The organism is Archangium violaceum Cb vi76, from assembly GCF_000733295.1.
GTDB lineage: Bacteria > Myxococcota > Myxococcia > Myxococcales > Myxococcaceae > Archangium > Archangium violaceum.
The window spans coordinates 13,935-34,661 of the sequence record NZ_JPMI01000042.1; the positions used below are offsets into that span (position 1 = coordinate 13,935).

Annotated in this window: 16 protein-coding genes; 3 read left to right on the plus strand and 13 right to left on the minus strand. The window is 68.6% G+C overall.

Annotated elements, in window-relative coordinates; translation table 11 throughout:
* Entirely contained in the window at positions 1-3,672 is a 3,672-nt protein-coding gene (locus Q664_RS58885; protein ID WP_043391312.1) for a tetratricopeptide repeat protein, read from the minus strand.
* A gap of 135 nt (positions 3,673-3,807) precedes the next feature.
* On the opposite strand from Q664_RS58885, the gene Q664_RS07105 reads away from it, so the two are divergent.
* Entirely contained in the window at positions 3,808-4,869 is a 1,062-nt protein-coding gene (locus Q664_RS07105; RefSeq protein ID WP_235216588.1) for a hypothetical protein, read from the plus strand.
* Positions 4,870-4,871: 2 nt separating this feature from the next.
* Here the strand turns inward: Q664_RS07105 and Q664_RS07110 are convergent, their stop codons facing one another.
* Positions 4,872-5,330 carry a universal stress protein gene (locus Q664_RS07110; protein WP_043391314.1) on the minus strand — a complete coding sequence of 153 codons (459 nt, stop codon included), beginning with the start codon at positions 5,328-5,330 and terminating at the stop codon, positions 4,872-4,874.
* Between the two features lie 285 nt (positions 5,331-5,615).
* The gene (locus Q664_RS07115; protein ID WP_043391316.1) at positions 5,616-6,413 is read right to left on the minus strand and encodes a trypsin-like serine peptidase; all 798 of its coding nucleotides are present in this window, start codon (positions 6,411-6,413) and stop codon (positions 5,616-5,618) included.
* Between the two features lie 389 nt (positions 6,414-6,802).
* Here Q664_RS07115 and Q664_RS07120 point away from each other — a divergent pair, with 389 nt between their 5' ends.
* A complete protein-coding gene (locus Q664_RS07120; protein WP_043391319.1) occupies positions 6,803-7,684 on the plus strand; it encodes an SDR family NAD(P)-dependent oxidoreductase in 882 nt (293 codons plus the stop codon).
* 158 nt (positions 7,685-7,842) lie between these two features.
* On the opposite strand, the gene Q664_RS07125 is transcribed toward Q664_RS07120, so the two are convergent.
* Entirely contained in the window at positions 7,843-8,775 is a 933-nt protein-coding gene (locus Q664_RS07125; protein WP_152621958.1) for a DUF2381 family protein, read from the minus strand.
* 97 nt (positions 8,776-8,872) lie between these two features.
* Positions 8,873-10,858, minus strand: a complete 1,986-nt coding sequence (locus tag Q664_RS07130; protein ID WP_043391322.1) for a serine/threonine-protein kinase — start codon at positions 10,856-10,858, stop codon at positions 8,873-8,875.
* Between the two features lie 96 nt (positions 10,859-10,954).
* Between Q664_RS07130 and Q664_RS54060 the strand changes: the two genes are divergently transcribed.
* Positions 10,955-11,326, plus strand: coding sequence for a helix-turn-helix domain-containing protein (locus Q664_RS54060; protein WP_043391324.1), 372 nt, complete (start codon positions 10,955-10,957; stop codon positions 11,324-11,326).
* A gap of 19 nt (positions 11,327-11,345) precedes the next feature.
* Here the strand turns inward: Q664_RS54060 and Q664_RS07140 are convergent, their stop codons facing one another.
* The 8 genes from Q664_RS07140 to truD form a co-directional block, all read right to left on the minus strand.
* Entirely contained in the window at positions 11,346-11,723 is a 378-nt protein-coding gene (locus Q664_RS07140) for a helix-turn-helix transcriptional regulator (protein ID WP_052517776.1), read from the minus strand.
* A 47-nt stretch (positions 11,724-11,770) separates the two neighbouring features.
* Positions 11,771-12,931, minus strand: coding sequence for a protein kinase domain-containing protein (locus Q664_RS07145; RefSeq protein ID WP_052517777.1), 1,161 nt, complete (start codon positions 12,929-12,931; stop codon positions 11,771-11,773).
* A gap of 479 nt (positions 12,932-13,410) precedes the next feature.
* The gene (locus tag Q664_RS07150) at positions 13,411-14,898 is read right to left on the minus strand and encodes an FAD-dependent oxidoreductase (protein WP_043391326.1); all 1,488 of its coding nucleotides are present in this window, start codon (positions 14,896-14,898) and stop codon (positions 13,411-13,413) included.
* Positions 14,895-16,253, minus strand: a complete 1,359-nt coding sequence (locus Q664_RS07155; RefSeq protein WP_043391329.1) for a 2Fe-2S iron-sulfur cluster-binding protein — start codon at positions 16,251-16,253, stop codon at positions 14,895-14,897. Before Q664_RS07155 ends, Q664_RS07150 begins: the two co-directional genes overlap by 4 nt.
* Before the next feature lie 227 nt (positions 16,254-16,480).
* Entirely contained in the window at positions 16,481-17,884 is a 1,404-nt protein-coding gene (locus Q664_RS07160) for a DUF8173 domain-containing protein (protein WP_043391332.1), read from the minus strand.
* A gap of 8 nt (positions 17,885-17,892) precedes the next feature.
* Positions 17,893-18,402: a hypothetical protein gene (locus Q664_RS07165; RefSeq protein WP_043391335.1), complete on the minus strand. Its 510-nt coding sequence runs from the start codon at positions 18,400-18,402 to the stop codon at positions 17,893-17,895.
* Positions 18,399-18,965, minus strand: a complete 567-nt coding sequence (locus Q664_RS07170) for an RNA polymerase sigma factor (RefSeq protein ID WP_200883674.1) — start codon at positions 18,963-18,965, stop codon at positions 18,399-18,401. The genes Q664_RS07165 and Q664_RS07170 overlap by 4 nt, the downstream gene beginning before the upstream one ends.
* Before the next feature lie 123 nt (positions 18,966-19,088).
* Complete coding sequence (gene truD / locus Q664_RS07175; protein WP_043391340.1) at positions 19,089-20,642, minus strand: tRNA pseudouridine(13) synthase TruD; 1,554 nt, start codon at positions 20,640-20,642, stop codon at positions 19,089-19,091.
* Positions 20,643-20,727: the final 85 nt, after the last annotated feature.

The following is a 20,727-nucleotide window of genomic DNA, read 5'->3' on the forward strand; positions in this document are numbered from 1 at the left end:
TCAGGGCCGGCCGTGCTGCGCCTTGCCCTGCTTGAAGAGTTCCTGCTCCGCCTTCTCGCGCGGGTGGTTTCCCGCCAGCCTCGCGTCGATGGCCAGCTTCAGCTCCACGTCCGGCCGGGAGAACACCGCCGCCGCCGCCTGCTCCAGCACCACGTCTCCCGCCGCCTTCGCCAGCACCCAGTCCGATATCTCGGGCTGGACCCGGGCCCGCTCGCGCGCGTGCTCGGCCGCTTCCTTCAGCTCCGGCTGCGCCCGCAGCGCCGCCGCCACTTCCGCGCCCGCGGGTCCCGTCAGCGCCCGGTGCAGGATCGTCCCCATGCCATGGGTGCGCCGCTCCTCCTTCCACGCCTTGCCCAGTGCCTCGGACTTCGCCGCCCCATGCTCCAGCGCCACGGTGGCCAGCGCCCACTCCAGGGATCTGCTCTCGCCGAACTGGGGCCAGAGCTTCGCGGCCTCGCGGTAGGCCTCCACCATCGGGGCGAGCTGCTCCGGCTTCTCGTCGAAGTAGTGCTGCTTGTCACGTGCCTCGCCCAGCAGGTGCCAGGCCGCCGCGATCGTGGGCGCGTGGTTCGTCTGCTTCGCCCGCTTCAGCGTCGCCTCGGCCCAGGCCGCGTGCTGGGTCATCCACTTGCGGACCTGGGCGTCCATCTCACCCGACTCCCACTTCTTGCGGGTCAGCATCCCGGAGCTTCCCTCGAAGGACGGCAGCGTCTCCAGCCGCCTGGCCAGCGACGTCAGGCCCTGCGTGTCCTGGTGCCACCGCAGCCACCGCACCTGGCGCTCCCAGGCCGAGGCCTTCCCCGGTGACAGGGTCTGCTCCTGCTGGCTCAGCTCCTGGCCCCGGCGCAGGGAGGGGTCCGCATCCAGCGCCCGCAGCACCTCCTCGCGCAGCGGGCCCTCGAGCAGCACTCCGAGCAACTCCCGCGCCTCGTCATCCCGCAGGTGCAGCGCCTTGGTACGCACGAAGCGCTCCAGGACGGTGATCTTTCCCAGGTACTCCAGTGCGTCCGCGAGGTTGCCCACCACCAGGGAGTTGTCCGGCGCCAGGCGTATCGCGTCCTCCAGGTACTTCACCGACGAGCGCAGGTGCGTCACGTCTCCCGTCGCCCGGTAGCGGCCCATGAGGGCGGTGGCCGTGTTGTTGGCGGCCGTCGAGTTGTGCTTCGCCTCGCGGGCCCGGAAGGCCACGTTCTTCGCCAGGGCGCGATCGGCGTCCTCCAGCCGGCCCTCGCGCAGGGCCCGGTAGGCCTCCACCTGCAGCAGATCGTCCTGGATGGCCGGTGAGCGCGGATCGCTCTTGCGCAGCCACTTCTCCTCCTCGTCCTCGTCCGTGGCCATGCGGGCCAGGAGGATGGCCGCGCTGTACTTCATCTCCGGTTCCGTCGCGGTGTCGTACACCTCCTCGCAGAGCGGCTGGGCCAGGTCGAGCCGATCCAGCTCGCGGTAGACGTGGACCACCTGCAGCGTGAGCGACGGCTCCTTGCGCTCCACCACGCCGCGCAGCTCCTTGTCGCCTTCCTCGCTCCGGCCGAGCCGGTGGTACACCTGCCCCAGTCCCAGGTGGAAGCGTGGATCGCCCTCGGCGTCCTGGCGGATGGAGAGGAAGACGCGCTCGGCCTCGCCCAGCAGGGTCTGGCGTGCCTCGCCTTCCGTCTCGTTGGCCCGCATCAGCTTCACCATGCCCAGCATGAGCGAGGCAGGCACCACCGCCTGGTGACGCAGGTACTCCTCTCGCAGCTTCTCCAGGCCGGGGTCCGACTCCATCTGCTCGGACAGCCACTCACCGAAGATCTTCCGCTGCTGATCCTCGCTGCCGGAGGCCACCTTCAACCGGTTCTCCACCTCGGCGGGGAGCTGGCCCGAGCGCGCCCGGGCAACGAGCCGCTCCTGCAGCGCGTCCGCCGCCTCCTCGTACTTGCGCTGCACGCGCTGGAAGGACTCCAGGCGATCGGCGACGTAGGACGAGAGCACCGCATCCGCCTCCGCCAGCTGTCCCAGGTCGCGGTGGCAGAGACCGAGCATCATCTGCGCATCGCCCGTGAGCCGCCCCACCGGCCCGAGCGCCGTCAGGGTGGCCAGGGCCTCCTTCGCCTCACCCCGGGCACGGGCCAGGCTGGCCATCGCCACGGCCAGCTCCTGGTTGCCAGGGGATGCCTTCAGGGCCTGGGCGATCTTCTTCTCGTCGCCCTCCTCGATGAGCGCCTTGTCCTTCGCGTTCGTGGCGGAGGCCGCCTCCAGCCGCTCGCGGTAGAGGGCCACCTTGTCGCCGCGGGACGTGTGCTGGTCCTTGTGCTTCGTCCACGCCTCCACGTCGCTGGAGGCCTCCAGCCACAGAGAGGGTGCCTCGCCGAAGGTGTCGATGATGGCCTCGGCCGCGTCCAGCGACTCCTTCCCGGGGAGCCCGACGTAGAGCGAGAGCGCCCGCAGGGGCTGGTCCTTCACGAGCCGCTGTGCCAGGCCTCGCATGAGCGCCACCCGCCGCTCCTTCAGCGCGGGAGTGCCCGCCACCCGCAGCGCGTTGTCCACCACCGTGAGCGCCGCCCGTGCGTCCGTCATCGTCTCCTGGCCGATCTCCCGGGCGCAGGCGTCGAGGCGCTCACCGAACCGGTCCGAGGGGGCACCGCTGATCGCGCTGGAGGGCAGGGTGCTGATGCCCGTCACCACGCGCCCCACCGCCTCCACCGAGTCCTTCGTGCAGGGCGTGGGCAGGCCCGCGAGGCTCAGGCGCACCACGGCGTCCGCCGCTCCGGCCCGCGCCGGCTCCTCCGTGTGCGCGTCGATGACGGAGCGGTATCGCTCGATGGCCTGCTCGCGCGAGAGGGTGGCCTCCGCCTTCTGGGCGTCCTCCAGCGCCAGCCGCGCCAGCCGCTCCGGCGAGTTCAGGTAGCCGTCCACGCCCGACCAGAGCAGCAGGCCCGCGGCACCGGCGAGCATCAGCCGCTGCCACACGCGCGTCACGGGGCCGAGCGACTCCTTGGCGTAGAACTGGTACGCGTTGCCTTCCACCTCGCGCACCCGGTAGGCCGTCAGCGGGAACACGGGGATGAAGATCAGGCTGATGAAGTACGTGGCCACATAGGTGCCGTCCGGGGCCTCGTCGCGCTTGCCGTACAGCCCCACGCCGCAGCCGTTGATGCGGAAGAGGGTGGGGGCGCCATTGAGGGGACGCGAGCCCCGCAGCGCCGTCCGGGCCGCCGTTTTCAGCGTGGGCTGGCGGGTGTCCTTCACCACGCGCTTGAGCAGGGTGTCCGCCTTGTCGAAGCGGCCCTTGCCCAGCAGCCACCCCGCGTACTCGAAGCGGCAGAAGACGTCGGGCTCGGCCAGTCCGGCCTCGAGCTCCGCGCGTTGCGAGGCGTCCTCGGACACCTTCAGGGCCTTCTCCAACAGGCGGCGGCAACCCTCGGCGCTGCCCGTGGCGTGCAGGAGCGCGGCGACCCGGCCGGCCACGCCCGCCACCCGCTTGCGCACGAGCACCTTCATCTCGGCCTCTTCGGCCTCCTCCAGCGCGCCGGGCAGGCCGTCGATCACCCGCTCCATTCCCTGACGCACCATGTCCACGCGGACCTTCATGCTGTTCCAGTCCGTCCGCTCCGGATCCGGCTCCAGCACATCCTCGGCGAGCAACCCCGCGACATGGCGGATGTCCTCGGCCAGCGTGTTCAAGCGCTCCATCGTTCCCCCCTCCAGGGACTGAATGAGCGCGGGACCATAGGCGATACGCCGGGTGGGGAGCGAGCCCCCCGCACGCCAGGCGCCACTCTTGCAGGGTCCACCGGGTGGAGCCCGGGGAGGGGCCCTCACTTGGACATGACGACCCACCGGCGCGACCTCGCCATCTGGGGCTACGCCTTCGGCTATTTCGCCTGCTACGCGCCCTACAGCGCGCTCACCAAGGCGCTTTCACAGGGAGCGTTGGACGGGATGACGCGCGGTGTCTCCGGCTTCGAGCTGCTGCCGTGGAGCACGCTCGCCTCGGGGGTGGGGATGTTCCTCTTCCTCACCGCCCGGGGCTGGTGGCAACACGCGAGCACCCGCACGATCCTGGGCGTGCGGGTGCCGTTCCCCGGCCCGTGGACGTTCCTCTCGGGGCTGTGCTCGGCCGCCATCATCGCCACCACCACGCTGGCCTATACCTTCAGCGGCACGTCCATCGTCTTCATGATGTTGCTCATGCGCGGCGGCGTGCTCATCCTCGCGCCGCTGGTGGACGTGATGAGCCGGCGCCGGGTGGCGTGGCCTTCGTGGGTGGCGCTCGGGTTGAGCTTCGCGGCCGTGGCCGTGGCCACCGCGCCCGGCGTGGATGCCCGCGTCACCGCGGCGGCGCTGGTGGACCTGGGCGTGTACCTGCTCGGCTACTTCATCCGGTTGCGCTTCATGAGCCGCCTGGCCAAGTCAGGGGAGCCCTCGGTGGGCATCCGCTACTTCGTCGAGGAGCAGATGGTGGCCACCCCGGTCCTCGTGGCGGTCCTGGCCGTGGGGGCGCTCATCGGCGAGGGGCCCGTGCTCTCCGACATCCGCCACGGCTTCACGGAGCTGTTCTCGCGCGGGCGGGTGCTCGAGGAGCTGCTCGTGGGCGTGCTGTCCCAGGGCACCGGCATCTTCGGAGGCCTCATCCTGCTGGACCACCGGGAGAACTCCTTCTGCGTCCCGGTGAACCGCGCCTCCAGCATCATCGCGGGCGTGGTGGCCACCGGGCTGCTCTCCGCGCTGCTCGGAATGCCGGGAGCGGGCACCCGGGAGATGGTGGGCGCCGCGCTCGTGATGGGGGCCATGCTGGTGCTCGGCCTTCCCACGGTGCTCGCGGCCCGCCGGGCGGCGAAGCGGGCCGCTGGACTCCCGGAGGCCGGGGCCGGCGCTCCGGAGCGGTGAGCCTACTTCTCCTCGGTCACGTGCAGGGTGAGGACGGGGCAGTGGGCCCGGGCGATGACCTTCTGGGCCACGCTGCCCAGCAGCAGCCTCGGCAGGCCCCGGCGGCCGTGCGTGCCCATGACGATCAGATCGAACCCACCCGTCTCGGCCACGCGCAGGGTGGCCGCGGCGGGCTCGCCCACCTCCAGCCGCTGGGTGATGGGACCTGGGGCGTTGACCGAGCCGATGAGCGTGGTCAGCTCCTTGCGGGCCGCCTCGAGCGCCGTCTTCTCCAGCGACTGGGGATTCCAGCCCGGCGCGGCCACCAGGAGATCCGGCGCCACGTACTGGGGCGGCTCCCAGGCATGCAGCACCTCGATGGAGGCACTGAACGGTCTGGCGAGCTGCACCGCGTAGTCGATGACGGCCTTGGAGCCCTCCATCAGGTCCACGGGTACGAGGATGCGAGAAGGCGTGGGCATCGGTATTCCCTCCGTTGTGGCCCGGGCCCCGGCGTGGGGCGGGCGATCTGTCTCTTCCTCCCTGGAAGATGCATGCCAGGGCCGCTTCACGCACCGTGTGGAGTTGGTGCGCAAACTCTTCCGTGGAGTGCTGAACGGGGCGCAAGCCTTGCGCGTGACGGAGGCCTGCCCCGAGGGGTGGGGGCGAGGCCCGGAAGGTGTCGGAAATGAAAAACGGCGGCCCCGTGAGGAGCCGCCGCCGGTTCCCACGCCCCCAGAGGCGCGCGGGAGCTCATGAGGCTGGGATTACAGGCCGATCTCGGCCAGGCGGGCGCGGATGGCCGTGGCCTCGACGCCCCGGTTGGAGGCGCTGGTGCTGTAGTTGGAGCCGACGCCCACGTGGTGCAGGCCGATCACGAGGTGCGCGTTGGCCGCGCCCGCGCCCGCGAGCACCGGCGAGCCGGAGGAGCCGCCCAGCGTGTCCGCGTTGTAGGACAGCTCGTTGCTGGTCACGTTGGTGTTGAGCACGCTGCCCGGCGAGTACTTCTTGTTGGGCACGCAGCTCGGGGTCGCGTTGTAGTCGCAGTTCTGGTGGAGGACGTACATCGCGGAGCCGTTGGCCGCGTTGGCGCTGGCCACCGTCAGCTTCCCGTACACCTGGCCGGGCAGGTAGCCGTTGAGGGCCTTGCAGGTGAGGACGGTCATGTCCTCGGCCGTCCAGGTGCGCACGAAGGTGGAGCAGTCGTACCAGATGCGGCTGGAGGAGGCGACGCCGTTCTCGTAGTTGAAGGACACCCGGGCGCCCACGGCCTCGGAGGCGCTGCCGATGCAGTGGTTGTTGGTGACGATCTTGTCGTTGGCCACCAGCCACGCGGTGCAGCGGCTGCCCACGGCGGGGATGGACAGGTAGCCCACCGCCTTGGAGCGGGTGCGCTGGGTGCTGGTGGAGCTCAGCGACGTGACCTCCGACCAGTTCACCGAGCCGACGATGACAGGGGACTCCACCGAGGCCGCATCGGCGTTCGGAACGTCCTCGGGCAGCTCGGCCACACCACAACCCGTCAGACCCACCACCAGGAACGCACGGACAAGCTTCAGGCTCATAAAGGGGTTCTCTCCGTCGCGCGGGGAAGTGCGCGCGGGCCGTGCTGATGGCACTTGTCGTGCCAAGCCCCCAGGTGGCCGTTTTCCCTCGGGCCGGCTCCTCCTGGATGGGCTCCAGGTGGTGCGTCCACGCTCCTGTCTCTGGGTTGCAGATGTAAAAGGACTGCACAAAGCCGGGAGAAACCCGAATCGGCACCGGACCTTAGGGGCTCCAACCGACTGTCCTGAAGCAGAACATCATGCTTTCTGGGATTCGTACTGAAAACGGACAATTCACGCGGTCCGTCCGGGGAGCGGGGGGCCGCCCGGGAGGGCGCCTGTCCCGACGCGCCATGTGGGGGTGGGGCGAGGTGCCTAGCTTTCCTCTTTGGCGAGCCAAGGAGGAGCCCATGCGTCCACCCATCGATTCGGGCACGGTCCTCATCACCGGGGCCTCCTCGGGAATTGGCCGGGAGATCGCCCGTCAGCTCGCCCGGAGGGCCCGGACGCTGGTGCTGGTGGCCCGCCGGGAGGAGCGCCTGGAGGCCTTACGCCACGAGCTGCACGCGCGCAACCCCACCCTGGGTGTGATGGTGGAGCGGTGCGACCTGGCCCATCCGGACGAGGTGGACTCACTGCTGGACTCGCTGCACCGGCACCTGGTCCGCGTGGACGTGCTGGTGAACAACGCCGGCCTGGGGGACTACAGCCTCTACGAGCAGGAGAGCTGGGCACGCATCCACCAGATGTTGCAGGTGAACGTGACGGCGCCCCTGCTGCTCACCCACCGGTTGCTGCGGCTCATGGTGGAGCGCAAGCGCGGCGGCATCCTCAACATCAGCTCCGGTGGGGCGCGGGCCTTCGTCCCGGGATTGGCCGTCTATGCCGCCACCAAGCACTTCCTCGATGGATTCACCGAGTCACTGCGGCTGGAGTTGATGGGCACGGGGGTGGTGGTGACGCAGGTGGCCCCCGGGCCCGTGGACACCGAGTTCAGCGAGGTCGCGGGGACCCAGGAGCGCGCGGGCAGGGCTCCGGCGTGGATGCGCATTTCCGCCGCGCGGTGTGCCCGCGAGGCCATCGAGGGATTCGATCGCGCACGGCCGCTCGTGCACCCGGGGTTGGCGTACCGGTGGATGATGCGGCTGTCCTCGCTCATGCCTCGGGGCATGCTGCGGGCCGCGGGCCTTCCGGCCGCCAGACAGCTCCGGTATGGCACCTCGTTGCTGGAGCCCGCTCACCCGGACACCGGCCAGCGCGTGCTGCTGGCCGGGGGTCCCGAGGAGGCGTGACAGTACGGCAAGGATCGCCATGTGATGTCACGGCGCGATGTAGAGCCGTCCGCTTGCTGAGTACCTGTCCATTGGGACGGGTTGCACGGTCTCGACGTAGCCCTGAAGGGCTGGGGCAACGTGGTATTGCCGATTCGAGACACGCGGGCGGGCTCGCATCAAAGCCCCGGCCCCTCGGCCAGCGCTGGGAAGGTCACGTTGCCGAGAGTGACAAGCCGGAGCCCATCTGCCTCCCAGAGCTTCAGGGTGAAGGGGCCCACGGTCTGCACGTTCTCGGTCTGCACTTCGATGTAGAGAGTGAGCGGTTTGCGTGGATGAAGGGGCCTTGGCTGCCAGATGGAACCCTCCAGTTCTTCACCCTTCGGACCTACGAGCTTCGCTCCTTGGGTCATCCAGGGCGCCGCATCATCCGGAGCCTTCAAGTCCACCCGCACGAGCATCCTCCCAGGAGCCCGGCAGGTGATGACCCGTCGCACGGACAGCGCTGCTTTCGGGCGAAGGAGAAAATCAGCATTGGAGCAGGGGATGCCCCGCTCGTCCATCATGCCGGAATCGAACAGGCCAGCGAGCCCATCCGGCCTATCGCGTTCCGTGCGCAGCCGCTCGTTCTCCGCGCGCAATCTCGCATTCTCCTCGTAGGACTTCTTCAACTCGGCTTGGACGGACTCCACCGGACGCGGATTGCGGAAGATCCTCACCTGCCGCTCCCCTATCGCGGGATGAACGATCAGCCGGAAGGTTGTGCAGGCGGGAGCTGCGTCATCCGCGAAGCACACCGTCACTTTGCTGGGCTTCTCACCGCGTATCTCTTCGGAGGGAACGAGCGTGAGGGTGCGCTTCCCAGGGTCCGCGACTTCGAAGCGCTCGCGGCCTTCCAGCGTCAGCCCATCCGCTCGTAGGTCCGAGTCGAAGACAAAGGTGGTGGTCTGTCCCGGACTGATCTGAACTTCGGAGACTTCGGCAGTTCCGTCCGCCGTCAACTCGATGCAGCGGCCTTCCGCTTCTCCTCGCGGAGGACATGTCTGCGCGGTGGCGGAAGACCCCGTGACAAGCAGCAGCATCAGCAACGCAACAGGAGACGAATCAAACACGGGACACCCACTCCAGGGCAGGAACGGTGCCCGCCTGTACCACGTCTCCGGACCCGGTTGTGCCCGGGCCTTCCACTTCCATCCGCTTCCCCGGCGCTTACTCGAAGCTACTGACGGCCTTCACATAGTTCGTGGACCAGATGCGAGCAGAGCCCGGGCTGTCACCTCGCTCGCGGATGATGGCGCCTCTGCCACCCTTGAACTCGTCCCGCATCTCGAAGCACACCGGGAACGGCTGCCCGTCCCCCTCCAGGTCGCGCGCTTCGGTGAACCGGCCGTATACGCGCCCCTCGCCAATAGTGAGGGTCCCGGACAGGAAGATGATGCCGCCTGATTCCCTCGGTCGGCGGGGCCCTAACTGGGCGGAAGTGGAGCCTTCGCGAACGGTAATGACCTGGGCGCTGTCTTCCGGATTGAGGTAGGCGCCGAAGCTCTGTCCGATGCGAACGCCGAGCTTATCCGCCATGGCCTCGACCGCACCTGCCGGACACGGAGCAGGTTCCGGAGTGGGCCGCACTTGCTGGGGGGGAGGGCATCCGGTCAGCGCATTGCAAACCAAGCCCGTACCGATGAGCTTGGCCGCGCGTCCGAGAACCTTCTGCTTCTTCTCCTGGGGCGTCTCGCTGGTGTCCTTGCGAAGCATCGTGATCATCACAGGCGCAGAGATGGAGCCCATCGCGGGCTCGGCGCCTTCTCCGCTTGGAGGATCCTGCGGCTTCGCGGAGTGCGCCACTTCACGACCGGACTCGGCTTGTCGAGTGGGAGTGGCCTCGGATGACGTGTGGAGTGGAGCCGCCCCAGGGGGAGAGCGCACCGAAGTGGCGAACAGGAGCGTGCCGAGCACCACAGCCGCGCCCCCCGCTGCTGCGGCGAAACGAGAGCGACGACGCGACACCGGAGGGGTCGGAGCTGCTGCCGCTCGTGGCGCTTCGAAAGGGGCCGGGGCTTGGGATGCAGGAGGCGCAACCGGCTCCGGGACAGGAGCAACAGCAACAGCGGACACATTCTCTTCCGGGATGGCGGCGAGAACTTCGGCCTCGGGAACAGGAGCCGGAACCTTCTTCGGTGGCTTCCGGCCTCTCCGCCGCTCTTTCTTCAGCCAACGTCGAAGCCAGCGCTTCGAGTCGGCCACATCCACCAGCGCGGGATCTTCCTCGGTCGTCCTGTTGTGAGGCGTGTCCGGCTCGAACAGCGGTAGGTCCCAACTTGCGTCAGCTTCGGCTTCAGCCATCGCCGCATCGAGCGCCGTACAGAAATCAACCACGCTCCCGTAGCGCGCCGCCGGGTCCTTCTCCAACATCCGCATGCAGATGTCCGAGAGCGCTCGCGGCACGCGGGGATTGAGAACGTGCGGCGCCAAGGGCGTCTGGTGGAGGATGCGTTCCGCGAGTCCTCCCTCTTCTTCGTCCTCCCGGTCCCCGAACGGAAGGATGTCCGTCAGCAGCCAATAGAACGACACCCCGAGGGCCCAAAGTTCGTCCGCTGGGCTGTAGTCGTAGCTCCCGGAATCGTTCTCTCTGCTGAAGCGCCACGCCTCCGGGGCGCGGAACTCGATGGTTCCTGGCGGAAGACGCGAAGTGGTGAGGGCTGGGGAACCCGTGAGCGTGCTTACCCCGAAGTCGATCAGCAGTGGTCTCGCGTTCCCATCCCGGATGATGACGTTATCGGGCTTGAGGTCCCTGTGCATGACGCCTTGCCGGAGCACTTCTCCGAGCGTCAGCCCGATATCAAGCACGATGCGTGCGGATCTGCGCGCCGATGGGTTCTCCTCCGAGGCATACGTCTCCAGGGTCCGGCCCCCGGCGAACTCCATGACGATGTAGGGGTGACCGATGATGGGGTCAGGCCAGTATCCGCATCCGAAGAAGCGGACGACATCGGGATGATCCAGGTGGTTCAGGATGCCCATCTCGCGCCTGGCACGGTCATTCAACAAGCGGCCCCGGAGGATCTTGACCGCGTAGAACCGCCCGGCCTGCTCGGCCTTGTAGACGTAGCCGTAGCTCCCGCTGCCGAGCGTCTCGATGATGTGGTAACCCCCGACCATCTCTTTGAGTTCCGGCAGCCTGTAGACCAATCCCACGACGCACCTCCGAGAATGCCGAGCCTACCAGCCTCGTGGAGAACGAGCTGCACGCCGCAAGCCCCGGTCCCCCGTCCATCGTGGTAGACGGCCACCATGGACGAAGAACTTCAGCGCTCTCTCGGAGAAGTTGCCCGCGCTGCTCGGGAGCGCCTTGGACTCACTCAAGCTCAGGTGGCTCAGAAGGTGGGGCTCGTTCCAGGTGTCTACGGACGGATCGAACGTGGCGACATGATGCCATCCGTCCCGAGCCTGCGGCGAATCAGCATCGTCTTGGGCATCTCGTCCGACGCGCTGATGGGAGTGAGCCCTTCTCAGGTCGCGGCCACGGTGGATGAAGCACCCCCAGATGGGAGCCTCTCCCCGGAGCTGCGGCGCATCGTCCATCAGCTCCGGACATGGTCGCCGAAGCGCTTGAAGGTGCTCAGCAAGGTTCTGACCGTCCTCGCTTCCTCGTTCGAGGATTGAACCAGGTAGAGCCATCCGCCTACTCGGCTTGAGCATCTGGCTGTTGCGCTGTGTGTCTCACCAGCGCATTGGCGGTGCTGAGCATGACGGATACCTGTGCAGCGTCCATGCGGCGAATCGTTCTCACCAGTCGGCGCAGCTCGGGCGGATCATCTGCCTCGGGTTCAGGCTCCTTCAGCCACGAAGGAGCCTTCTCGATATCGAGTCCCAAGACAACGTTCGCATCGAGGCGAAGCACACGGCACAACCTGCGAAAGGTCGCAACGCTCGGGAGTAGGTATCCTCGCTCAATCCGACCGAACACTTCGGTGACGATGCCAACGCGGTCCGCGACATCCGCCTGGGTCAGCTCAGTCTTCTTGCGAGCTTCGCGCACGACCGCTGCCAGATGGGTCATCAACTTCTTCTTGTCGTTCTGCCTGCTCGTTCTACTCGGCCCAGGGGTTACTGGACGCTCAGCGCTTTCGGCCACGGGAGGACTCCAATCTCGACAGGGTGCGCTGCTTTCCGCTTGAGGGCGGATGCTTTCTTGAGGATGTCGGCCAGTTCCGCTGCCGCCTCGGTAGCGCCGAAAGGCTGGCGGAGACTGCGTAGATACGTGCGGAGGTCATCACGCATCTCAGCAGCCGACTGGTAACGCTCGGCAGGGTCACTCCGAAGAGCCCGGTGAGCTATTTGCTTCAGAGGGGCCGGGGCTTTGTGGGCGATGCGCTCCACATCTTCGGGACCGAAGCGCAGGAGACGATCCGCCAGAACCTCGATGGAAGCCCACGCCGACTGCTCGGCCTTCACGCCGGAGACGAGCCGAAGCGCGCGCTTGGAGACTTCGGGTGGCAGCGTGTCCAGAGGGTCGAGCGGATGGTTCCCCGCGATGATCTCCAGCAGCACGAGCCCGAGCGAGAAGATGTCCGCCCTGCTGTCGATACCCCTGGGTGAGAGAAGACCGGCTCGGCCCTTTTCGGAGATGGAGCGAATGATCTCCGGAGCCGCGTAGGCGAAGTTCCCTCGGAGCACCTTCGGTGGCGTGGGCACGCGGCCCAACAGCTCGGAGAACGCGGCACCGAAATTCGTGAGCTTCACGCGACCGTTCCGTCCAAGGCGGATGGCCATGGGACCTACGGCACGGTGAATGATGTGAAGCGGGCGGCCTCTCTCGTCCTCACAGTGATGGGCGTAGTCGAGAGCGTTGGCTACTTCGGCGGCGATGAAGGTGGCGAAGGCAGGCGAGAGCTTCCGAGCCAGCAGCAGCGCTGAGCCGATGACCGTGGCCAGGAACGCACCTGTTGTGTGCTCCATCGCCACGAAAGGGGCGTCCTGATACTCGGCGAGCCGGAGAACGCGGCCGATCCTCGGGTGATGAAGGTGCTCGGCGAGTTGGACTTCCTCGATTACTCGGGTTCGACCCTCGCGTCCTTCAGGGACCTCTACCTGCTTCAGGACAACGAGCCTACGAGGCGCCTTCTCCTTCAAGGGCCTGCACCTCGCCAGCCACAGGGTGTCGTAGTCCACGTGTTCGAGGAGGGATCGAAGCACCTCGTAGCGGAACCCGTCCGACTCGAAGGTGAAGCGCCCTCTCTCCGTGGGCGGGAGGTCAAATCCGGCCATGTGGTCTCCTGTGTGGTGCGGATCGCTTGAGAGGAACGAAGGTCCCCATTGGTTACATGAAAAGTGCTCCAATACGTACCATGAAAGGGCGGAAAAATGGAAGCCGCCTTACTGGGTAGGTCAGAAGGCTGGGGTAACCGGTAGGAGTAGGACGGAGTCGGGAGGGGGGCAGTTTTAGTGTCGCGAGGGGGTCAATTTTGCTGTCGCTCTACAACGGTGGCGCGCTCCTGGGCGCGTGACACCACCAAGGGTGGACACGCCGAGGTCATTCCCATTGCGGGCAAGGTGCGGCCTATCCGCTTCCACGACTTGCGGCACACCACGGCCAGTCTGTTGATGATGAGCGGGGCCAACCCAGCAGCCGTTCAGCGCATCCGATGCCGTTTGCTGCATCCTTGCTGCAACCCCTCAAACGGACCAGCAGCACGCCCGTAACCGGGGGCGCCAATCCCCAGGACTTTCCCCTGGGGGTTCTTTGTTCAGCCGATGATCATGTCCTCGCGCTCCAGCTTGCCTTCCTGGAAGCGGCGCAGGTTGAAGCGGGTGAAGAGCTCGTCGGACTCGCCCGTGGTCATCCACCCGGCCATCCGCTCGGCCACCGCCGGCGCCATCATGAAGCCGTGGCCCACGAAGCCGGACATCTGCAGCAGGTTCTCCAGGCCCGGCGTGCGGCCCAGCACCGGGTTGTTGTCCGGCGTCACGTCGTAGCAGCCCGCCCACTGACGCAGCACCTTCACGTGCCCCAGGTCCGGCATCTGCTCCAGCAGCGCCTGCGAGAAGCGTGACACGAAGCGCAGCGTCGAGCCCATGTTCAGCCCCGCCGGCTCCTTCGCATCGCCCATGCCGCCGACGATCTCCCCGCGCATCGACTGGCTGAAGTACAGCCCCGAGTCCAACACCGACACCAGCGGGCTCAGGAATGGCTTGAGCGGCTCGGTGCTGAGGATCTCGTGCCGGTGCGGCTCGTTGGGCAGCTTCACGCCCACCATCTTCGCGATCTCCGGGCTCCACGCGCCGGAGGCCAGCACCACCGTGTCGCAGGCGATGTCGCCGCGATCCGTCTTCACCTTGCGCACCAGGCCATCCGAGGTCTCGAAGCCCGTGACGTTCGTGAACGTCTCGACCTTGATGCCCGCCTTGCGGCAGCCGTTCGCGTAGCCCCAGAGGAAGGGCCACGGGAAGATGACGCCGTCCTCCGGGTTGTACGAGGCCGCCCGTGCCCCCGCGAGCGACAGGCCCGGGACGATCTCCCGCGCCTCGTCCACCGTGAGCAGCCGCGTGGGCACGCCATGCTTGTTGTGCAGCGCCACGTTGCGCTCCAGGCGCTCCGCCACGGCCTTCGTCCTGGCCATGAAGAGGTAGCCGCCCTGGCGCAGCCACACGTTGATGCCCATGTCGCGCGCGAACCGGCCCATCAGCTCGATGGAGCGCTTGGCCAGCTCGATGTTGGCCGACGTGCCCCACTGCATGCGCACGCCGCCACCGTTGCGCCCGGACGCGCCCGCGCACAGGTAGCCGCGCTCGAGCACCACCACGTCCGTCTCGCCGCGCAGCGACAGGTTGTACGCCAGCGCCAGGCCCATGATGCCGCCGCCGATGATGACCACCTTCGCCTTCGCCGGCAGCGGGCCCTCGGGCCGCAGCGTCGGCGGGAAGACGGCCAGCTCCTCGGGCACCCCGCCCACTGGAGGCTTCGACTCGTCCACCTTCATCGACGCCAGCACCGACAGCTCCGTCGGGTAGAGCGGCGGCCGCGGCGTGAAGGGCAGCAGGCTCGCGGGCTTCTGCGCCTTCTCCTTGCACAGCAGCGCCGCCACCGCAGACAGGCAGCCCTTGCCCTGGCAGATGCCCGTGCCGAAGCCCGTGAAGCGCTTCACCGACTCCACATCGCTATAGCCCCGCGACACCGCGTGCCGGATGTCCTCGGCCGTCACGTCCTCGCAGGAGCAGATCAGCGTCTTGCTCATGACTGCCCTCCCGTGAGCGAGCCCACGAGCGCCTCGGCCGCGCGCTTGCCATCCGCCGCCGCCTCCGCCGCGCTCCTCCCGCCCGTCACGTCACCAGCCACGTACAGATCCTTCGCCTCGGTGCGGCCGTCCGCGTCCGCCACCACCGCGAACACCTCGCGCGCCTCGTCGAACTCCACCTTCGCGCCACCCTGGCGGGCCAGCTCGAAGCTCGGGCTCGTGGCCACCGCTACCAGCACCGCGTCACAATCCACCTTCACCCGCTTGCCGGAGGCGTTCGTGTAGCTGAAGCCGCTCACCTCGTTCCGGCCGTGGGCCTTGGGCTCGCCGCCCTGGGTGGCTCCGGCCGGCGCGCCCGAGGGCACCGGGCCCTTCAGATCCACCACCGCCGCCACCTTCGTGCCGTGCTCCTCCATGAGGCGCGCCAGCGCGTACAGCTCCGGGCCCCAGCCCACCAGCGCCGCCACCTCGGGCGCCACACCGTAGCGGCGCATCAACAGGCTCGCCGCCCGGCCCGCGTACACGCCCGGAAGATCATTGTTCTCGAAGGGCAGCATCGGCGGGTGGCCTCCCGGCGTCAGCAGGAAGCGCTCGGCGTACACCTTGAGGAGCCGCAGCCCCTCCGGCCCATCCGCCACCACCGCGAGGAAGCGGCCGGCCTCGTCGTCATACAGGCCGATCACCGTAGCGCGCGTGCGCACGCTGCCCGAGGGCAGGGCACTCGCGTCCAGAGCCTTCGGCGCATCCGGCTCCGGCGCGCCCGCGGCGAGGCGGCCACCCAGGAAGCCCTCGCGCTCGAAGAGGAGGAAGGACACGCCCTGGCTGGCCAGCACCCGCGCCGCCGCCAGGCCCGCCGCGCCACCGCCCACCAGTGCCACGCGCGTGCGCAGCGTCTGCACGGGCATGCGCTCGGGAGCGGGGGAGGCCGGCAGCAGTCCGAGGCCCGCGAGCTGGCGCGCCACCTTGGCCATGACCTGCTCGGCCACCGGCACGCCGGCGAACATCTCGTGGTGATCCAACCCGTTGGGGAAGAACCAGTCGATCGCCTCGAAGACGTCCACCTTCGCGGAGGGGTAGGCGTTCTGCCGCTCCAGCTTCATTCCGGCGCGGGCCGGGGTGCGGCAGGTGTAGACGTTGGGCACGCCGTCCACGCGCATGAGGCAATGCGAGCACGCGCCGGAGAAGCAGTAGGGCCCACGAGCGCGGTGGTACTTGATGGAGCGGGCGAGCACGGATTCACCGGTGGCGATGAGCGAGCACGCGACCGGCTCGCCCTCGACGGCGGGGACCGTCTCACCCTCGAGGTCCAGGGTGATGGACTTGCCGCGCGCGGCGGCATCTGGGAGGCGACGCATAGGGTGCGCGGACAATGTCCCAGCCGGCCCGGGCGGTCAAAGGACACCCGGCACTCCCGCCCGCTCCCTCCGTGGAGGAGATGACAGAGCGGGTGATGGAGGTTGGTACCCCGGCTTCTCCCCTCGTGCTGGCGCGGTGCGTCGAAAAACTCCGGGGGGCGGACCGAAGCGCCCCCGCGCCTCGTGCCGCCCCCCGTGAGGGACTGCCCGTCTTCCCGCCCCGCTGATCAGACCGGGATGTGATCGGAGATGATGGGCTCCGGCATGCCCCGCGGGCGGCGTCCGAGCTGGGTGCGGAGGACCGCGCCGAAGCCCACCAGCACCGCCGCGATGATCACCAGCGGTCCCAGCACCGGAATGCGTCCCACCACCAGCAGGAGCAGCAGCCCCAGCGCCATCACCATCGCCTGCGTCTTGCGGCCGCGCATCACCGGCAGCCGCGTGCCGATGCTGCTCGCCACCGCCGTGAAGCCCACCGCCGCCGCCAGGGGCGGGAGCAGCCACAGCGCCACCGCCACCGGGATGCCGACGATCGTCACCGCCAGGACGATCGACACCAAGAACAGCGGGATGGACGCGGGAATCAGCGCCACCGCCCCCGCCAGTCCCACCAATCCGCCCGCGAGCGGCTTCGTCTGGATGTCCTCCGCCAGCGCCTTCATCCGCGCCGGGAAGAGCATCTGCCCCAGGAAGCCCAGCCCGAACATCACCGCGAACTGGATGAGGAAGCCGCCGAAGCCGCCGCCGCTGTCCCGCTCCTCCTGCTCGTCATGGTCGGCGTGCGCGTGCTTCGCCTTCTTCAGCTCGCCGGAGATCACCTTGCCGAGCTTCGCGCCGCCGAAGGACTCGGTGCTGCCCTCGACGCGCGCTCCGTCCTGCTTGATGACGGCGCCGCCGAAGGACGAGACGTCTCCCTCCACCACGGCGCCCGGGCCGAGCACCACGTTGCCGCCGAAGGCGTGGGCGTCTCCCTCCACGTGGCCGTTGATCTCCAGGTTGCCGCCGAAGACGACCGCGTCATCGTCCACGTGGCCCTTCACCGTCAGGTTGCCGCCGTAGACGACGGCGCTGTCCACCGACTCGCCCTCCTTGACCTCGATGGAACGGCCGCGGGCCACCACGTCCCGCGAGCCGTTGCTGGCCTTCCGCGCCTCCTTCATCTTCTGGCGGATGCGCTCCTTCACCTCGTCCTCGTCCACGGCGCTCTCGGCCACCTCGTCCGCGTCGTGCTGGGGCACGGGAGGCATGGGCGGAGGCGCCACGGCGGGCACGGGAGGAACCGGAGGCACGGGGGCCGCCACCGCGCTGCCCTGGGCCGGCTCCGCGCCCGTGGAGCGCACCGTGAAGATGCCGTCCTGCTCGTCCAGCTGCAGCGAGTGGGCGCGGGCCACGGTGCGCAGGGCCTGCCGGGCGCTCACGTTGTTGAGGTAGACCTCGGCGGGCGCGTCCATCGGCCCGATGAGCACCAGGTTGAGCCCGCCTTCCTCGGAGATCTCCTGGAGCACGTCCTTCAGCGTGCCGCGAGCCTGGACGCTGATGTTGGTGTCCTCGGCCTGCGTCTGGGCGAGGGCGAGGGGCGAGGCGAGCAGGGCGGCGGAGAGCAGCAGGCCCCGGGTATTGAAGGGTTTCATGGCGACACTCACGCTTGAGAAGGGGTGGGATCGTTGCGGATCAGCCGCTTGAGGCCGAACACGGAAGAGAGGATGACGAAGGCGACCAGGGCGACCAGCGGGCCGGCGGCGGTACTCCACAGCGCATGGACTCCGCTCATCAGGGCCTCGGTGAAGGCCGTGCCGCCCACCAGGGTGCGGGCCATCGTCTTACCCAGCCCGCTCAGGGCGGCGTCGCTGGTGAGCAGCAACCCGAGCCCCATCATCAGCGAGGCCCCGAGGATGGACAGGCCCGTCCACAGCTCGCGGCGCACGGGCGTGGGCTCGGCGGCCACCCGCGCCATCACCTTGTGCACCAGGTCCGGCGGGGGGAGCGGATCCGCCAGCCGGCACAGGTCCTTCTCCAGCAGCCGGTGCTCCTCGATGATGGCGGTGCACAGCGGGCACTGCTCCGCGTGCTCCAGGGAGGGACCTTCACCGGCCTCCAGCTCGGTGAAGAGCACCTCGAGGTCCGGGCACTCGATGGGCGTGGGCGTCATGTCGGCTCCTCCGTGCTCATCTGCTTGCGGAGCTTCTCCCGGGCCCGGAACAGGCGCGCCATGATGGTGCCGGGCGCGCAGCCCAGGATCTGGGCGATCTCCTTCGTGGTGCGCTTCTGGACGTAGTAGAGCGCCAGCACCTCCCGGTCGTCGGCGGACAGGGTGGCGAGCGCCGCCTCGAGCGACTGGCGCTCCTGGCGGGCGATGGCGCCGTCCTCGAGCGAGGCCTCTCCGCTGGGGAGGACCTCCTTCATGGACTCGAGCTCCTCCGTCTTCACCTTGCTGCGCCGGCGCAGCAGGTCCAGGCACAGGTTGCGGGTGATGGCCATCACCCAGAGATCGAAGGGGCGCGAGTCGTCGTACTTGTGGAGGTTCTGGTAGGCGCGGAGGAAGGCCTCCTGGGCGATCTCGGAGGCCTCCGCCTCGTTGGCGAGCAGGCGCAGGGCCAGGCCATAGACCGGGCGCTGCACGCTGCGCACGAGCGACTCGAAGGCCGACGGGTCCCCGCGCCGCGCGGCGGCCACATCCGCCTTCCAGGGAGTGGCCGGGGCGTCATCGGCCATCAGCATGCCGATGGCCCGGGCGAGGTCCGCGACGTTTGCTGCGTTGAGGGAGAGAGCGTTCACGCCCAGGTCTACGGAACATGTCCCGCCTGATTGCACCGCCGTGGAAATCGGCGGTCCCTGTCACTTTTTCTTCCGTGATTCCGGGCGCTTGGCCGCCTGCTCGCGCCGGGCCTGCTCCTTGGCGTCCTTTTTCTGCCGCTGGCGCTCGAGGAATCCGGCCGAGGGCTGGGAGGGGCGATGGTCCTGGGCGGCCTCGCGGGGCTGGGTCCGCCTGCCCGGGGTGGGGGCGGCCTCTGGCGCCGGGGTGCGCCGGGCGGCGGTGGGGCGGCCCGCCGTGGGGGTGGCCCTGGGCCCCGCCTTGAATCCGGGGACGGGAGGCGTGGGGCCGGGGGCCTTGCGGGGTCCCCGGGGAGCGAAGGCCGTGTCGCCGGACTCCCGCTCGCCGTCCTGGTCCTCGACGGGCGCGCGCCAGGACTCGCGGATCTGCTGCGCGGAGTCCTCCGCGTACTCGAAGTGGAAGAGCCGCTTGATGACGAGCGTGGCGTAGGCGCCGGGGGGCAGGGTGAAGGCGATGTTGACCTTGAGGTAGCCCCGGTTGAGGTCGTCGTTCTGGACGCGGCCGATGACGAGCTTGTGCGGGATGACGACGGTGGGGCGCTCCTCGTGCTTGAAGAAGAGCATCCGCCGGGCCTCCTCGACGCGGAGGTCCTCCAGCTTCAGCTTCTCGCGGCCGAGCACCCAGTCCACGGCCTGCTTCACCTTCGGATCCTCGAAGGTGCTGTCCGGGGCGAGCAGCGGGAAGGTGGAATGGCGCAGCGTCTCGAGCACCTCCATGTCCGCGTCGCGGTGGAAGAGCAGGGTGCCCGCCTGGTACTTCAGGGGGAAGAGGTTCTCGCGGGGCAGCAGCAGCTGGAGGTAGCGCCGCACGCCCTCGTTCCAGAGGTAGCTCTGGTAGGTGAAGAGCAGCATGGCGCGGTAGGACGCGTCGATCTGCAGGAAGGCGCGCAGGTAGTCGCCGGGGTGCTCGCGCAGGGACTTGAGGATGCGGTGGTACTTGCGGCTGCCCTCGAAGGGCACGCGCGCGTCCCACCGGCCCCAGTTCTCGCGCCAGAAGGCCTTCACCTTGGCGTCCTCGCTGCGGTCCAGCTCCGAGGGCTGGGCGAGGTAGTTGCGCAGCGCGGCCTCGAAGTCACCGCGGATGAGATCCTTGGCGATGAAGCCCTGGCCGTGCTTGAGCGAGCCGAAGCGCTGGCTGTCGAAGTAGTTCACCACGCCCAGGCGGTTGATCTCCGCGGCGGCGAGGTTGAGCGGGCCGATGGACTCCTCCGTCAGCATGCGCACGGTGACGGCGAAGCGGTTGGAGGTGATGTTGGCGGCCGACAGCGGCTGATCCGTGCGCCCCAGGTACTTCAGGCGCAGATCGGGGTCCTGCATGTCCACGTCCGCCCCATCCACGGCGATCAGCTGCTCGGTGCGGCCCTGCTTGTCCTTCAGGCCGCAGTAGGAGATGGAGCCGGGCCTGAGGCCGAAGGCGTCGCGGATACGGTCCGCCGCGTCGAAGGTGGACAGCTTCTGCTTGTCCATCAGGTAGACGCGGTGGCGACCGCTCGGCACCTCGTCGAAGCGGTACGACTCCTTGACGGAGAAATCCTCGGGCTTCTGCTTGATTCGCACGGGGCTCCCTTAACAGCGAGGGTGGCCTGAGAGGAAGGAACGAATGGTCCGGGGCCTGACAACCGGACATCCCTCGGCGTATCGT

Bases quoted from the DNA above. Each gene is read 5' to 3' on its own strand.
- Q664_RS07160 (WP_043391332.1), bottom strand. From the start codon at position 17,884: ATGAAACCCTTCAATACCCGGGGCCTGCTGCTCTCCGCCGCCCTGCTC.
- Q664_RS07145 (WP_052517777.1), bottom strand. From the start codon at position 12,931: ATGGCCGGATTTGACCTCCCGCCCACGGAGAGAGGGCGCTTCACCTTC.
- Q664_RS07140 (WP_052517776.1), bottom strand. From the start codon at position 11,723: ATGACCCATCTGGCAGCGGTCGTGCGCGAAGCTCGCAAGAAGACTGAG.
- Q664_RS58885 (WP_043391312.1), bottom strand. From the start codon at position 3,672: ATGGAGCGCTTGAACACGCTGGCCGAGGACATCCGCCATGTCGCGGGG.
- Q664_RS07155 (WP_043391329.1), bottom strand. From the start codon at position 16,253: ATGCGTCGCCTCCCAGATGCCGCCGCGCGCGGCAAGTCCATCACCCTG.
- Q664_RS07120 (WP_043391319.1), top strand. From the start codon at position 6,803: ATGCGTCCACCCATCGATTCGGGCACGGTCCTCATCACCGGGGCCTCC.
- Q664_RS07105 (WP_235216588.1), top strand. From the start codon at position 3,808: ATGACGACCCACCGGCGCGACCTCGCCATCTGGGGCTACGCCTTCGGC.
- Q664_RS07150 (WP_043391326.1), bottom strand. From the start codon at position 14,898: ATGAGCAAGACGCTGATCTGCTCCTGCGAGGACGTGACGGCCGAGGAC.
- Q664_RS07170 (WP_200883674.1), bottom strand. From the start codon at position 18,965: ATGGCCGATGACGCCCCGGCCACTCCCTGGAAGGCGGATGTGGCCGCC.
- Q664_RS07110 (WP_043391314.1), bottom strand. From the start codon at position 5,330: ATGCCCACGCCTTCTCGCATCCTCGTACCCGTGGACCTGATGGAGGGC.
- Q664_RS07115 (WP_043391316.1), bottom strand. From the start codon at position 6,413: ATGAGCCTGAAGCTTGTCCGTGCGTTCCTGGTGGTGGGTCTGACGGGT.
- Q664_RS54060 (WP_043391324.1), top strand. From the start codon at position 10,955: ATGGACGAAGAACTTCAGCGCTCTCTCGGAGAAGTTGCCCGCGCTGCT.
- Q664_RS07165 (WP_043391335.1), bottom strand. From the start codon at position 18,402: ATGACGCCCACGCCCATCGAGTGCCCGGACCTCGAGGTGCTCTTCACC.